Annotated in this window: 12 protein-coding genes; 4 read left to right on the top strand and 8 right to left on the bottom strand. The window is 72.8% G+C overall.

Annotated features, from left to right (window positions below):
- Positions 1-27: 27 nt before the first annotated feature.
- Complete coding sequence (locus MUN74_RS11425) at positions 28-744, top strand: ABC transporter ATP-binding protein (RefSeq protein WP_244852247.1); 717 nt, start codon at positions 28-30, stop codon at positions 742-744.
- Positions 741-1,538, top strand: a complete 798-nt coding sequence (locus tag MUN74_RS11430; protein WP_244852249.1) for an ABC transporter permease — start codon at positions 741-743, stop codon at positions 1,536-1,538. The genes MUN74_RS11425 and MUN74_RS11430 overlap by 4 nt, the downstream gene beginning before the upstream one ends.
- A gap of 34 nt (positions 1,539-1,572) precedes the next feature.
- Here the strand turns inward: MUN74_RS11430 and MUN74_RS11435 are convergent, their stop codons facing one another.
- Complete coding sequence (locus MUN74_RS11435; RefSeq protein WP_244852251.1) at positions 1,573-2,496, bottom strand: LysR family transcriptional regulator; 924 nt, start codon at positions 2,494-2,496, stop codon at positions 1,573-1,575.
- 71 nt (positions 2,497-2,567) lie between these two features.
- On the opposite strand from MUN74_RS11435, the gene MUN74_RS11440 reads away from it, so the two are divergent.
- Positions 2,568-3,644, top strand: a complete 1,077-nt coding sequence (locus MUN74_RS11440) for a YeiH family protein (RefSeq protein ID WP_244852253.1) — start codon at positions 2,568-2,570, stop codon at positions 3,642-3,644.
- A gap of 194 nt (positions 3,645-3,838) precedes the next feature.
- Here MUN74_RS11440 and MUN74_RS11445 read toward each other — a convergent pair whose 3' ends face one another.
- The 6 genes from MUN74_RS11445 to MUN74_RS11470 form a co-directional block, all read right to left on the bottom strand.
- Positions 3,839-5,218 carry an acyltransferase family protein gene (locus tag MUN74_RS11445; RefSeq protein WP_305038245.1) on the bottom strand — a complete coding sequence of 460 codons (1,380 nt, stop codon included), beginning with the start codon at positions 5,216-5,218 and terminating at the stop codon, positions 3,839-3,841.
- Positions 5,219-5,389: 171 nt separating this feature from the next.
- On the bottom strand, positions 5,390-6,064 hold the full coding sequence (locus tag MUN74_RS11450; RefSeq protein ID WP_244852254.1) for a response regulator: 675 nt from the start codon (positions 6,062-6,064) through the stop codon (positions 5,390-5,392).
- Entirely contained in the window at positions 6,061-7,335 is a 1,275-nt protein-coding gene (locus MUN74_RS11455) for a sensor histidine kinase (RefSeq protein WP_244852256.1), read from the bottom strand. Before MUN74_RS11455 ends, MUN74_RS11450 begins: the two co-directional genes overlap by 4 nt.
- A gap of 92 nt (positions 7,336-7,427) precedes the next feature.
- On the bottom strand, positions 7,428-8,408 hold the full coding sequence (locus tag MUN74_RS11460) for a YihY/virulence factor BrkB family protein (protein WP_244852257.1): 981 nt from the start codon (positions 8,406-8,408) through the stop codon (positions 7,428-7,430).
- Between the two features lie 70 nt (positions 8,409-8,478).
- Positions 8,479-9,537: an alpha/beta hydrolase gene (locus MUN74_RS11465; RefSeq protein ID WP_244852259.1), complete on the bottom strand. Its 1,059-nt coding sequence runs from the start codon at positions 9,535-9,537 to the stop codon at positions 8,479-8,481.
- Between the two features lie 111 nt (positions 9,538-9,648).
- A complete protein-coding gene (locus tag MUN74_RS11470; RefSeq protein WP_244852261.1) occupies positions 9,649-10,200 on the bottom strand; it encodes a GNAT family N-acetyltransferase in 552 nt (183 codons plus the stop codon).
- Positions 10,201-10,424: 224 nt separating this feature from the next.
- Here MUN74_RS11470 and MUN74_RS11475 point away from each other — a divergent pair, with 224 nt between their 5' ends.
- On the top strand, positions 10,425-11,249 hold the full coding sequence (locus tag MUN74_RS11475; protein ID WP_244852263.1) for a hypothetical protein: 825 nt from the start codon (positions 10,425-10,427) through the stop codon (positions 11,247-11,249).
- A gap of 66 nt (positions 11,250-11,315) precedes the next feature.
- Here the strand turns inward: MUN74_RS11475 and MUN74_RS11480 are convergent, their stop codons facing one another.
- Positions 11,316-14,138 carry a M14 family zinc carboxypeptidase gene (locus tag MUN74_RS11480; RefSeq protein WP_244852265.1) on the bottom strand — a complete coding sequence of 941 codons (2,823 nt, stop codon included), beginning with the start codon at positions 14,136-14,138 and terminating at the stop codon, positions 11,316-11,318.
- Positions 14,139-14,255 lie beyond the last annotated feature (117 nt).

The raw sequence follows: 14,255 nt of genomic DNA on the forward strand, positions 1-14,255 counted from the left end.
CCGAGTATTCCACCGAAGGGTGTCCGAATGAATCCCACCGCGATCGACGTCGCCGGTCTGTCGAAGCGCTTCGGCGAGGTCGAGGCCGTCAGTGACGCGAGCTTCCGAGCCGAGCCGGGTCGCGTCACCGGCTTCCTCGGGCCGAACGGCGCCGGCAAGTCGACCACGCTCGGCATGCTGCTCGGGCTCGTCCGGCCCGACGCGGGGCGAGCGTGCATCGGCGGGGTCGCCTACCGCGACCTCGACGATCCGACGGGCATCGTCGGGGCCGTGCTCGACGACGCCGGGGCGCACCCGTCGATGACCGGTCGCGGTCACCTGCGCGCGTACGCCGAACTCGGCGGGCATCCGCTCGCCCGCGTCGCAGCGGTCGCCGCGACGACGGGAATCACCGAGTACCTCGACCGCCGCATCCGCGGCTACTCGACCGGCATGCGGCGGCGACTCGCGCTCGCGACCGCGCTCGTCGGCGATCCCGCCGTGCTCGTCCTCGACGAGCCCTCGAACGGCCTCGATCCGGCCGGCATCGTGTGGTTGCGCGAGTTCCTCCGCGCGTTCGCCGATCGCGGCGGCACCGTGCTGCTGTCGAGCCACGTGCTGACCGAACTGCAGCACGGCATCGACGACCTCGTGCTCATCGACCGGGGGCGCATCACCTGGTCGGGGCCGCTCGACGACTTCACCACCGCCGGCTCGAGCCTCGAGACGGCGTTCCTCGCCCACACCATGGAGGTGCCCGCATGATCGCGCTCGTTCGCGGCGAACTCGCCAAACTGCTCGCGACCCGGCTGCCGGTCGCCACCCTGCTCGTCGCCCTCGGCTGCGGTCTCGGGTTCACGGCGTTGCTCGCGCTCGCCGGGCCCGGCAACTCGACCCCGCCGCTGCCGGGTATCGAGAGTGCCGAGGGCGTCGGCCTCGTCGTCGGCATGGGCGGGCTGCTGCTCTTCGTGCCCGCGCTCATCGGCACGATCGCCGTCACGGGCGAGTACCGCCATCGCACGATCGGCACGACGTTCCTGACCGTGCCCCGGCGCGGCCGGGTGCTCGTCGCGAAGCTGCTCGTGTTCGGCGGGCTCGGGCTCGCCTACGGCGTCGTCGCTGGGGTCGGCACCGCCGGGGCGCTCGTCGCGAGTGCCGCCGTCCGCGGCGTCACGCTCGGGGTGCCCGCCGGTGCGCTCGCCGTGATGCTCGGGCAGCTCGCCGTCGCCGCCGCGGTGTACGCCGTGCTCGGGGTCGCGATCGGCGCGCTGGCGCGGCACCAGCTGCTCGCCGTCGGCATCGTGCTCGGCTACTTCTACTTCCTCGAACACGTGCTGCTGCTCATTCCCGGGGTGAACGTCATCCACCCGTTCCTCCCCGGCGGGGCGACGGCGGCGCTGACCGACTTCACCTTCCTCAGCGATGCGATCGGCGAGCAGCTCCCGATCGCGATGCCCGTCGCGATCCCGCCGGCGGTCGGCGCGCTCGTGCTGCTCGGCTACGCCGCGATCGCCGCGGCGATCGCGGTCGCGGTGCCGCTCCGGCGCGACGTGCGGTAGGCCGATCGCGGCGCGCGGGCGAACCGGATGCCGCTCACTGGGCGAGCTGGCCGAGCAGTGCGGCGGCGGGCGTCGACACCGGTTCGCCCGTGCGCCACACCGCTCGGAGCCGTCGGCGCAGGTCGAGCCCCTCGACGGGCACCTCGACGAGTTCGCCGCGGGCGATCCACGGTCGCACCGCGAGCTCCGAGAGCACGGCGGGGCCGGCGCCCGACGCCGCCGAGATGAGCACGGCCGCATTGCTCGAGAGCACCATCGCCGGAGCGGCGAGCTCTGGCGCGGCGAACTCGGGCGCGGTCCCGCCGCCGCGGCCGGCGCCGAGGGCCTCGGCCAGGGTCGACCGCGTGCCCGAGCCAGGCTCGCGGCTCACGAGCGGCGTCGCCGCGAGCTCGTCGGGGGTGACATGCGTGCGTCTCGTCCATGGATGCGACGCCGCGACGACGACGACCAGCCGATCTCGTGCGACCGTTCGGCTGTGCAGCCCGCGCGGCACGGTCGGCGACTCGACGAAGCCGAGGTCGATCGTGCGCTCGGCGAGCAGCTCGAACACCTGGGTCGAGTTCTCGACGCGCACGCGAACGTCGAGATCGGGGTGTGCGTGCCGCAGACCCGCGATCCACGCGGGCAGCAGGTACTCGGCGACTGTGAGGCTCGCGGCGATGTCGAGCCGCGCCTCGTGACGTTCGCGCAGCGCCCGGCTCGTGGCGAGCAGTTCGCCCGCCCCGTCGACGAGCCGGGCGGCCTGCTCGGCGACCACGACGCCGTCGGCCGTGAGCCGCGACCCGCGCGGATGCCGCTCGACGAGCGAGAGCCCGAGGTTGCGTTCGAGCGTCGCGATCGCGCGGCTCGCATTGGGCTGCGCCATTCCCACCGCCCGCGCCGCCGCCCCGAGCGAGCCGTGCTCGCCGATCGCCGCGAGCAGTTCGAGCACGGCGAGGTCGGGCCAGCGGGTCGGCATATCGGAATGATATGCCTCGATGTCGGAATCGCGCCTACCGGCGCCGTGATCCGGCTGCGAGCGTAGAGGTGATGTACCGCCCCACCCCCACTCCGCGCACCGCTCCGATGCCCGCCCGCGTTCGACGCGCCGGCCGCCGATTCGGTGCCCGCGTCGCGACTCTCGCGCCGGGGCTCGCCCTCTGCGCGGCCGTCGCCGGCCTCGCCCTGGCCGTGACCCTCGTGCTGCCGACGCTCAGCGCGTTGCTCACGGCGATCGTCGTCGGGGTGGTGGTGCGCAACACCGTTCGCCTGCCGGCCGTCCTCGAGCCGGGTATCGCGTTCGCCGCCAAGCCGCTCCTGCGACTCGGCATCGTGCTGCTCGGCCTGCAGCTCGTGGTCGGCGACATCCTCGCCCTCGGCCCCGGCATGGTCGTCGTCGTCATCGCGATCGTCGTCGGCGGCATCACCGCGACCCTGCTCATCGGCCGGTGGCTCGGCATCGGGGCGACGCAGCGCCTGCTCATCGCGTGCGGGTTCTCGATCTGCGGCGCTGCCGCGGTCGCGGCGGTCGACGGTGTCGTCGACGCCGATGAGGAGGAGGTCGTCACCGCCGTCGCACTCGTCGTCATCTTCGGCACGCTCATGATCCCGCTCGTGCCCTTCGTCGCCGGACTCATCGGCCTGACGCCCGTCGAGGCGGGCCTGTGGGCGGGAGGTTCGGTGCACGAGGTCGCCCAGGTCGTCGCGATCGGCGGCACCCTCGGCGGTGCGGCGCTCGGCGTCGCCGTGGTCGTCAAGCTCGCGCGCGTGCTCATGCTCGCGCCGGTCATGGCGGTGATCGGCCTGCAGCGTCGCCGTGCCCTCGCGAAGGCCGGTGCGGATGCCGCGGGCAGCCGTGGCGGCAAGCTGCCTCCGCTCGTTCCCCTCTTCGTCGTCGGGTTCGTCGTGATGGTCGCGATCCGCTCGCTCGGCGTCGTGCCGCCCGAGGTGGTCGCGGGTGCCGGCATCGCCCAGACCGTGCTGCTCGCGGCGGCGATGTTCGCGCTCGGCATCGGCGTGCGGTTCAGCATGTTCCGCCGGGTCGGCGCGAAGCCGTTCGTGCTCGCGGGCGCCTCGACGCTCGTCGTGGCGGGCATCGCGCTCGGCGGCGTCATGCTCGTCGGCTGAGGTCGGCTGACATCAGCGTCAACTGACATCGGCCGTCCGTCTCGTGGCCTCATCGGCGGCGGTGGGTTCCTCCCAGCGGCGCGACCACATGACCACATGACCACATCGTCGACGACCACATGACCACTTGACCACACCCGCTGCGGCGGGGGCCCTGCCCCCGGCTCGCGGCGATGCGGGCTCCGCGACGGGTGTCACCTGGCTGCACGAGCACGAGCACGAGCACGAGCACGAGCACGAGCACGTGCCGGCGCCAGGGCGAACCCGAGGAGCAGCAGCGAGACGACGGCGGGCACCGGGCCGAACCCCGCCACGAGGAGCACCGCCACGCCGGCGACGGCGCACACAGCCGCGATCGCGGTCGCCCCGGTGCCGGGCGCGTGACCGGCCACGCTCGACCGTCCGGCGCCCACCCGCTCGAACCGCGCGAGCACGAGCACGACGGGCACGACGCACGCCGCGGCCGCGGCCAGCCACAGCGGCCTGGTCGCCCACCACTCGATGGTGAGCGGCTCGGGCAGCGGCATCCCGAACGCTGAATTCGCGACGAGGGCGGCGCCCGCGAGCGCGACGAGCACTGGAAGGTGCCACAGGTATACGGTCATGGCGCGCTCGCCGGCGAACGAGATCGCAGCCGAGGCATCCCGGCGCAGGACCCACGCCCGGATGCGCGGACGCACGAGCTGGAACAGCGCGAGCTGCGCGACGCCGAGCACGACGAGGCAGACCGTCGGCGGGTTGAGGTTGACGAGCATGTCGACCGGGTACGGGCCGACCACGGTGAGCACGGCGAGCAGGGCGAGCGATGCGCCCGCGATGCCCACGAGCGTCGGCCGCGAGAGCCGGTCGAGCGCCCCGTCGGCCAGGTGGAATCCGAGCTGCTGCACGAGCAGCCAGACGAGCAGCAGGTTGAGGTAGCCGATCGCGTCGACCCCGGTCGAGAGCCGCACGACGTCGACCGCGACGACGCCGGCGACAAGCGCGAGCGGCGCGAGGACGGGGGCGCGCTCGTGTGCTCGCACCATCGTCGGCACGAGCGCCGAGATCGCGAGGTAGACCATGAGGAACCACAGCGGCTGCCCGATGCGGAACCCCGCGACGCCCACGAGCTCGGCCGGCAGCCCCGCGAGCGAGAGTGCGACGAGCGAGCCGGCGACGACAGCGACGAGCACGATCCCGGGGCGGACGAGTCGCTCGATCCTCGCCCGCACGTACTCGGCGGCGGTCGCGCCGCGGGCCCGCATCGACCGCCAGTGCGTGAGGCTCGAGAATCCGCCGACGACGAAGAACAGGGGCATGATCTGCACGACCCAGCTGACCGGACCGAACCACGCCTGGTGCTCGAGCGCGTTCTCGAGCACGGGGCCGTGGGGGCCGGCGCTGACGCCGACCATCATCGCGTGCAGCACGAACACCGCGCCCAGCAGCACGACCCTGATCGCGTCGATGCTCACGTCGCGGCGGACGCCGGTGCGGTCGCGGGCCTCGGGCTCACGGCGGGCGGATGCCGCGGGGCCGGTCGCCCGCGCAGGGCGGGTGTCTCTCGCGGGCTGGCGTTCGAGCGTGTCGGTCATGGGCGGCAGGCTACGAACGCGGTTGCTACCGGGACATCACCCCCGAGAGCGGTCGTGCGCCCCTACCCGGGTACGGCCGGGATGCCGCGACGGAAACCCCGGTCGACGGCCGTGCGAACGCCGAGGGGAGGCCGCCGCGCGAACGCGACGACCGCCCCGGTGTTCGGCGGCTTACCCCGCGGAGGGCGTGACGAGCCCCGTGTCGTACGCGAGCACGACGGCGTGCACCCGGTCGCGCAGGCCGAGCTTCTGCAGGATCTTCGAGACGTGCGTCTTGACCGTCTGCTCGGCGATGAAGAGCGCCGACGCGATCTCGGAGTTCGACATGCCTCGGCCGACGAGCGTGAGCACCTCGAGCTCGCGCTCGGTCAGGGCGGCGAGCCGGTTGCCGGTCGGCTTCGGCGGCGGACCCGAGCGCGCGAAGTCCTCGATCAGTCGGCGGGTGACGCTCGGGGCGAGCAGCGCCTCGCCCGCGGCGACGACGCGCACCGCGGCGACGAGTTCTTCGGGAGTCGCATCCTTCAGCAGGAAACCGCTCGCGCCCGCTCGCAATGCGTCGTAGACGTACTCGTCGATGTCGAAGGTGGTGAGCATGAGCACCTTCGGCACGTAGTCGGAGCTGCGTGGGGACGTCTGCAGCGCGAGCGTCGCCTCGATGCCGTTCAGCTGCGGCATCCGCACGTCCATGACGACGACGTCGGGACGCAGTTCGTGCGCGAGGGTGACCGCCTCCCGCCCGTCGGCGGCCTGGCCCACGACGTCGATGCCGGGCTGGGCACCGAGTACCGCGGCGAAACCGGCGCGCACCATCGCCTGGTCGTCGGCGATCAGCACCGAGATCGTCACCACGGCCCTCCGTCCGACCCGAGCGGAAGGGTCGCGAGTACACGGTAGCCGCCGCCCGGCCGAGGGCCGTGCTCGGCGCGCCCGCCGAGGAGCGACGCGCGCTCGTCGATGCCGACGAGCCCGTGGCCGGTGCCGTCACGCGCCTCCACGTCGGGCGCGGCATCCATGGCGGGCGCGGCGTCGACGTCGGGCGCGGCATCCGGCCCAGCCGACGCAGCCGGGGGTGCGTCGTTCTCGACGCCGACGACGAGCTCGTCGGCCAGCACCTCGACCGAGACGTGGGTCGGCGCGCCGGGCGCATGGCGCACGACGTTGCTCAGCGCCTCCTGCACGATGCGGAACGCGGCGGTCGCGGCGAGCCCGCTCGATGGCAGCCCGTCGCCGACCTCGAGCGTCACCGGTACGCCCGCCCGTTCGACCGAGGCGACGAGCGACGACAGCTCGTCGAGGCCCGGCTGCGGCGCCGTCTCGACGATCGCGTCCGAGCTGCGCAGCACGCCGAGCAACTGCCGCATCTCGGTCATCGCGGTACGGGCCGACTCGGCGATCTCGGCGAACTCGACGCGCGCGGCGTCGCTCAGTCCATCGACCCGGTACGGCGCGCTCGTCGCCTGCACATGGATGATCGAGAGCCCGTGCGCGACGACGTCGTGCAGTTCACGGGCGATGCGGTTGCGCTCCTCGACGAGCACACGGCGCTCCTGCTCGGCGGCCGAGACCGCGCGCTCGCGGAACAGCTCGCGGGCGATCACCCACCGCTGGGTGACGAGGAGCGCGACGGGAAGGCCGACGGCGGTGATGCCGGCGGCGGCGATCGCGTTCGCGAGCGCACCGGCGTCGACGAAGGCGAACGGTGCGGTCACAGCGACGCCCGCGAGCCACACGACGAACATGCCGCGCCAGCTCATGCCGTTCATGCCGAGCAGGAACAGCAGCGCCGTCTGGCCGACGATCGTCGTCGCGGCCCACGGCCACGGGGCCCCCTCCGACCCGGCCGAGAGCAGCGCGAACGCGAAGATTCCGGCGACGGCGACGATCGCCGCCGCCCGTGGAAAGCGCATGGCGAGCGGCAGCGCGCCCGCGAGGGCGAGGCCGGTCGCGAAGGCGCCGAGCACGTGCATCCCGTAGATCGTGGCGGCCAGCGGCACCGAGATCGCGAACAGCACCACGGCGAGGGCGGATGCCGCGACCCACGACCACGCGCGGAGCCGTCGTTCGGCGCCGGGCGTCACGGGCGCGGTGCGCGGCAGGTCGGGCAAGGAGGTGTTCATGATGCCAGCCAGCCTGTCATGGCCGATCGGCGGGCACATCCCTCCGCGGAGCGGTCTCGGCCCGGTACCCAGGTAGGGGTTCCGTGTGCCCGTCAGTCGAGTCGCAGGTGGCGCGACGCCCGGACGTCGTGGAGGCGCTCCTCGCGGTTCTTCACGATGAGCCGGTCGTCACGGAGGGGCAGCTGCACCTGCTCCTCGGCGATGATGCCGGCGCGCAGCTGGCGCGCCCGCTCGACCTCGGTGTCGAGCACCGCGCCGAACAGGAGCGCGAGGTTCGACAGCCACACCCACAACAGGAACGCGATCGCGCCGCCGAGCACACCGTAGGTGCGCGAGTAGGTGCCGAACCCGAACACGTAGAGCCCGAACAGCGCGCTCACCCCGACCCAGGCCAGCAGGGCACCGGTCGCTCCCACGCTGAACCAGCGGAGGTGCCGGCGCCGGACGTTGGGTGCCGCCCAGCACAGCAGCGCGATCGCGACGACGCCGATCGCCGCGAGCAGCGGCACCTTTCCGAGGTCCCACCAGAAGGCGACGCCCTCGTCGAGCCCGAGCGCCCGTGCCGTGGCGGCCGCGATCGGGCCGGTGATGACGAGCCCGACGACCGCGATCGCCGCGAGCAGCAGCACTGCGGCCGAGACGGCGAGCATGGCCGGTCGCATCGCCCAGAACGGACGCCCCTCCTCGACCCGGTAGATGCGGTTGAGCCCGCGACCGAGCGAGCCGACGTACCCCGACGTCGCCCACAGCGCAGCGAGCAGGCCGGTCGCGAGCGCGAGACCCGCGTGCGAGGCATCGAGGAGTTGTCCGAGCGGCTCGCGCACCGCGTCGACGGTCTGCGCGCTCGCGGACTCCTCCACGACCCGGAGCGCGAGAGCCACGACCGCCTCGGCGCTGCCGAACACGCCGATCGCGGCGAGCGCCGCGAGCAGTGCGGGCAGTGATGCGAGCACGGCGTAGAAGGTGAGCGAGGCGGCGATGTCCTGCACCTGGTTGATGCGGTACTCGTGCACCGTTCGGGTGAGGATGACGCGCCAGTCGTCACGGGTGAAGCGCACAGGGGAGTCGGGCATGCGGCCTCCGATCGGCCCCGAGCCTACGGCGCGGAGTGCTCGCAGGGCAGGGGGTTGCGCGTCGTGTCCGTCAGCCCAATCGCGCGTGCAGGAATGTCGCGACGCGCTCGCGCAGGGGCTCGTCGAGGATGCCGATCGAGTGCTCGCCACCCGGTACCACGGCGAGCTCGACGGGGACACCGGCGGCCTCGAGCACTGCGGCGAGCCGCGTCGACTGCCCGAGCGGCACGATCTCGTGCTCGGAGTGGCCGATGAACATGGGCGGGTCGCTCGGGTCGACGTGCGTCGCGGCCGAGGCCTCCATCGCCTGCGGACAGTGCGCGTCGGGCGCGTTGGGCTCGCAGCCGAGGTAGTCGGCGATGATGCCGCGCAACCAGACCGACGCCCGGTCGGTGTCGAGGGCGGCCGAACCGAGCCCGACCGGCCCCGAGAGCTCGACGACCGCGGCGACGCGCGACCCCGAGTCGAGCGCGCCGTCGCCCGTCGTGCCGAGGAGGGCCGCCAGGCTGCCACCCGCCGAACCGCCGAAGGCGCCGATGCGCCCGGGGTCGATGCCGAAGCGCTCGGCCTGTTCGGGGTCGCGCAACCACTCGACGGCCAGTGCGACGTCGTCGATCGCCGCCGGGAACACCGCGCCCGGCACGAGCCGGTAGTTCACCGAGACGCCCACGAAGCCCTCGCTCGCGAGCCACAGGCAGACGTTGCGCCAGTCGGTGTTGGCCTTGTCGCCGCGGGTCCAGCTGCCGCCGTGGATCGAGACGACGGCGGGGAGGGCGGTGGTTTCCGGGGCGGCGGGGTCGGCCGTCGCCGAGGCGTCCGTCGAGGGGCTCGTCACCTCGGCCGGACGGCAGACGTCGAGCGTCAGCAGCGTGCCGTCCTCGCGCACGCCGTACTCGAGGTCGGCGTCGACCCGCAGCCCGGCCGGCGGCGTGAACGTGCGGATGCCGATGATCTCGTCGCCGACGACCTCGCTCGCGGCATCCGACCCGGGCGGATCGATCGCGCGCACCTCCTGGTGGAAGCCCGAGAGCGCGACGACGCCCGCGATGGCGGCGGCTACGGCCGCGGCGGCCAGGGCCACCCGCTTCTGGCGGGTGCCGGAGCCGCCTGTGCGTCGGGTCGAGTTCACACCGGGCTCCGGGTTCAGGGGTGGAGTGATGCTAACTCACGTTCGGCCCGATCTGGAAACGCTTGCGCGCCTCGAGCCGGACCCGCTCGCGCAGGTGGTCACCGAGCGGCCTCAGCCCCGCGCGAGCTCCTTCGCCAGGCAGACGCTGAACTCCTCGCCCACATACGGGCCGAACTGCTCGATGCGGCGGTAGCCGTGCTTCTCGTAGAGCGCGAGCGCGGGCAGGTGCCGCGGGCCGGTCTCGAGCACGATCTCGTCGATGCCTCGCTCGGCCGCGTCGGCCTCGATGCGCGCGAGCAGCGCACCGGCGACGCCGAGCCCGCGCCCGGCCGGGTCGACGAACATGCGCTTGAGCTCGCCGCGCTTCGTGCGGCCGGGCGGTGTCGCGCCCGGCGCATCCGCATCGCCATCGACGCCGCCGTCGACGAGCGCCGCGATGCCGACGGCCGCCCCGTCGCCGTCGCGCGCGACGTACAGGTGCACCCCGGGGCGCTCGAGCTGCGACACGTCGAGCAGGAAGCACGCCTCGGGCGGGTACAGCCCCCGCGAGTACTCGGTGCTGCCCTCGAGGAGGCGCTCGACCTCGGGCTGCCGGGGTGGCTCGATCGAGATCGAGATCGAGATCGAGGCGGATGCGACGGAGCTGGGTCGTGCGGCGGGCATGCGCCGAGCGTAGGCGGTGCGCGTTTCGCGCACGTTTCCGCGCGTATGCCCCCAGAATGGGCACAACGTGCTTCACCTACGACATCGACAAGGAGGAGATCGGCGCCGCATGGCTCGACGGTACGGAGGTCATCGCCCCCGCGCGGGTGAACGTTCGCTCCGTCCGTGAGCTGAAGGACTTTTCCACCTGCCTGACTTGCGCAGGATGAATCTAGGAGCTGCCCATGCTTGATCGTCAGTCCGAGAATCTCTCACCGAACGACGTGCACCCGTTCCCCGGCCGCCGCGAGCCCGTGGTCTCCGGCCCACGCCGCGGAACCCTGTTCCGGGCCCTCGCCGTGACCGGCGTCCTCGCCCTCGCCGCCACGGTCGGCGGCATCGCGTACGCGGAATCCGCCCAGGCGGCCGAGCTCGCAGCACGCGAGCTCGCGATCCAGGAGAACGGCGGCCGTGTCGGTATCGGCTCCGTCGATGCCGACATCCCCGCCTACCGCGATGCCGGCGCTGGGTTGGTCGCTGGTTCCGCCGCCGACGCGGCGAAGGCGATCCTCGACGATGCCTCGGGCGAACTTCCCGCCGAGCAGCTGGTGAAGCTCGCCGATGCTCGCACCGACCTCCTCGCGGCCGCCGCCCACCGCGCCACCGCTGATGACCTCGTTGCGAAGATCGCGTCGATCGAGACCGAGGGCGGCAACGTGTCGAAGCTCCTGTCCGAAGCACGGAAGGCCGCCGCGGAAGCGGCCGCCCGCGCCGCGGCGGAGCATGCGGCAGCCGAGGAGGCGGCACGCATCGCTGCGGAGGAGGCGGCCTGGGAGGACTCGAGCGAGGACTGGTCGAACGACTCGACTGCCGACGCGTCGACCGGTTCGCCGTCCGAGCCGGCCGCGCCCGCGCCCGCGCCCGCAGCGGAACCGGCACCCGTGCCGGCGCCCTCGGAGGAGTCGTACCCGGGCCTCGGCCCGATGCCGGACGACTGCGGCCCCTGCCTCGGACGCGAGATGTTCCCACTCTTCAGCGAGGGGAAGTGGCGCTGGGCCTGCAAGCCCTGATCGCACGACGCAGCGGCCCCGCGATCGAGGATCGCGGGGCCGCTGTCGGTGCGAAGGCGGGCCGGACTAGCCGACGATCGCCTCGGGCGTGACGCCCTGCTGGTGGATGCGCTGCACGAGCTCCCGCAGGAACGGGTGCTCGTCGGCGCTCAGCCCATCGGGGTTCGCGATCGTGAAGACCGTGCTGCCCCCGGCGGTCGCCTTCGTCGCGTCGTCGGTGTACTCCGCGACGAGCGCGGCCACCTGCTTCGCGTCCTTCGGAGCCACGGTGATCGAGATCGGCCGCCACTCGCCGCCGAGGTCGGCCGCGACCGGAGCCGCCTGCGCCGCCGCCCGGTCGGCCGTCGCCCGGCTGGATGCCGCGATCGCGGTGTCGCCCGACGGCATGAGCAGTGCGTTCGCCACGAGCTGCATGCCCGAGTCGTTGTACGCCCGGAACAGCGGGTTGAACGCGTACAGCACCGCGTGGCCCGAGCCCATCGGCTCGTCGACGACCGCGGCGGAGCCGCGGAGCGCGTCGGCGCCGACCGAGTACCCGTTCGTCCAGAACGAGTCGCCCGTCGGGTAGGTCACCACGTTGGCGCCCGTCGTCGACGGCTCGAGGATCGGGTCGCCGTTGTTGAAGGCGAAGTCCTCACCGGGGCGGCCGAGGCCGATCGCGTTCGAGTCGTCGGTGTCGACGCGGAAGTGCGAGCCGACCACCTGATAGCCGGCCGGCTTCGCCCGCTCGGTCGTGCTCGTGAGTCCGGCCGAGCGCGCCACGCGGGTGCCCTCGTTGCGGAACCCGAGGTAGACGCCGCCGTCTTCGACCCAGGCCTTGAGGTTCGCCTGGCCGGTCGCGGTGAGCCCGCCGGTCGCGTTCGAGCCGTCGGGCACGACGAGCACGTCGCGGTCGGTGAAGGCCGCCGTGTTGTCGTTGATGTCGGCCGTCGTCACCGGTGCGAGATCGAGGCCCCAGCGCTCGCCGAGCACGAACCGGGTCTCGCCGTGCGAGCCCGCCGTGAGCGAGATCCCGGTGCCGCCGAACAGGCCGACGTCGGGCAGGCTCAGCGCCGAGGCATCCGCCGGCGTCGGCACGTTCGCGAGGGTGATGCCCGACGAGCGCGCGAGCCGGTCGAGGTCGACCGAGCGCATGGCCGACGTCGGCACGACGACGGTGCCGTCGGCGGTGCGCTGCAGCGCGACGCCCTGGCCGAGCAGCGCGAACGTGAGGTCGGCCGCCTTCGACGAGTCGAGGGGGTACGCGTACGACTCGCCCTTCTTCGCCGAGCTCCCGATGCCGCCCGCGGTGTCGGTGACGCGCTTCGCCTTCGGCGTCACGTCCTCACCGGTGGAGAGGGCGTTCATGCCGGCCAGCAGCGGGTTGCTCCACGACGAGACGTCGTAGAAGTACGGGAACGGCACGTACGGGTCCTCGCCGAGGGTCGCCTGGATCCAGTGCTTCTGGGGCTGCGCCATCGGGATCCAGTAGGAACCCGCGGGCACGGTCACGTCGGTCGCGTCGCGGCCACCGAAGAGGCGGGCCGAGTCGAGTGTGAGGGGCTTCTGCACCTCGTAGACCTCGACGTCCATCCGGCGCAGCCGGTCGACGAGCTCGCGCACGTCGCCGAGCTGCCGGTCGGGCAGCAGGTAGTAGCTGCGCACCGTCAGGTCGGGCACCGGGAACTGCACCGTGTTCGTCGGCTGCACGACCTCGTTCGGTTCGAGCGTGCCGGCCTCGCCCTCCGCGAGCGCGGTCTTCCAGATGTCGTACCAGCTCGAGAGGATCTCGTGCTTGTTCTCGGCGGCCCAGCCGGTCGTCGCCCACTGGGTGAGGAACTGCTGCTGCACCCGGTCCTCGGTCGCCGAGGCCGAGCCCTTCTCGTACGTCATGCCCGCCGCGCCGAACCCGGTCGCGGGCACGGTGTCGCCGTAGCCCATGTAGAACATGTCGTACGAGCGGTAGTTGAAGTAGCACTCGGTCGTGACCGTGTCGGTGCAGATGCCGTTGACGTTCTCGGTGAACGTCGCGGCGTTCGCGTCGCCGATGCGGTTGATCCAGTCGACCGGCTGGTCGGCGATCTCGTGGTGGATCGGGTCGGCGTTCGGCGGGAAGAAGTACTGCCTGCCGCCCATCTCGTGCGCGTCGATGAACACCTGCGGCGGGAAGGCGCGCAGGAGCTCGAGCTTCGCGTCGGTCTCGACCTGGGTGCGCGCGAACCAGTCGCGGTTGAGGTCGAAGCCGAAGTCGTTCTGGCGCCGGTTCGCGTTGCGCCCGTCGGGGTTCTGCGTCGGCATGATGACGGTGATCAGGTTGTCGAGCCGGTCTTCGACGTCGCAGGAGAGCCCCGACGAGAGCTCGTAGAGCGTCTTGAGCGCGGCGTCGGCGCCCGACTTCTCGCCACCGTGCACGTTGCCCGCGATCCAGGCGATCGCCGGCAGGTCGTCGGCGTACTTCGCGGCCTTCGCGTCGGTGATCGCGCGCGGGTCGCGCAGTTCGCGGATCTGCCGGGCGATCTTGTCGAGCGCCGGCTTCGTGACGTTCGCCGACGTCGACACGATCGCGTAGGGCATCTCCTCGCCGCCGTTGCTCGTGGCGACGGTGCCCGAGACGACCCGGTCGCTCGCGGCATCGATGTCGGCGACGTACTGCTGGATCTGGTCGACGGTGACCGGGTCCGCCTGGCCGAGGCCGAGCGGAGTTCCGAGCGCTTCCTCGGGGGAGGGCACGGACTCGATGCGCGCGTTCGGGTCGGCCGAGCAGTCGGCGGTCGAGGATGCCGCGGCGAATGCGCTCGCCTGCGGCTGGGCTGCCGCGGCTGCGGCCGGGACCACGGCGGCGGCGGGAATGAGCAGCGCGCTCGCGAAGAGCGCGGTCGTGCGGGTGAGACGGAGTTGTTTGTGCTTCATCGGACAGATTCCTCCAGAACCGGCCGCGGGGGGCGGCCTTCGGCCGAGTCTGCCAGTGGCCCCGAACCGCGGAAAGTCCTCCTTTCGGCCCACCGGCCGCGCTGTCGATGCGGGGGA

It is taken from the genome of Agromyces sp. H17E-10 (genome assembly GCF_022919715.1).
Lineage (GTDB): Bacteria > Actinomycetota > Actinomycetes > Actinomycetales > Microbacteriaceae > Agromyces.

Bases quoted from the DNA above. Each gene is read 5' to 3' on its own strand.
- MUN74_RS11425 (WP_244852247.1), top strand. From the start codon at position 28: ATGAATCCCACCGCGATCGACGTCGCCGGTCTGTCGAAGCGCTTCGGC.
- MUN74_RS11430 (WP_244852249.1), top strand. From the start codon at position 741: ATGATCGCGCTCGTTCGCGGCGAACTCGCCAAACTGCTCGCGACCCGG.
- MUN74_RS11435 (WP_244852251.1), bottom strand. From the start codon at position 2,496: ATGCCGACCCGCTGGCCCGACCTCGCCGTGCTCGAACTGCTCGCGGCG.
- MUN74_RS11440 (WP_244852253.1), top strand. From the start codon at position 2,568: ATGTACCGCCCCACCCCCACTCCGCGCACCGCTCCGATGCCCGCCCGC.
- MUN74_RS11445 (WP_305038245.1), bottom strand. From the start codon at position 5,218: ATGACCGACACGCTCGAACGCCAGCCCGCGAGAGACACCCGCCCTGCG.
- MUN74_RS11455 (WP_244852256.1), bottom strand. From the start codon at position 7,335: ATGAACACCTCCTTGCCCGACCTGCCGCGCACCGCGCCCGTGACGCCC.
- MUN74_RS11460 (WP_244852257.1), bottom strand. From the start codon at position 8,408: ATGCCCGACTCCCCTGTGCGCTTCACCCGTGACGACTGGCGCGTCATC.
- MUN74_RS11470 (WP_244852261.1), bottom strand. From the start codon at position 10,200: ATGCCCGCCGCACGACCCAGCTCCGTCGCATCCGCCTCGATCTCGATC.
- MUN74_RS11475 (WP_244852263.1), top strand. From the start codon at position 10,425: ATGCTTGATCGTCAGTCCGAGAATCTCTCACCGAACGACGTGCACCCG.
- MUN74_RS11480 (WP_244852265.1), bottom strand. From the start codon at position 14,138: ATGAAGCACAAACAACTCCGTCTCACCCGCACGACCGCGCTCTTCGCG.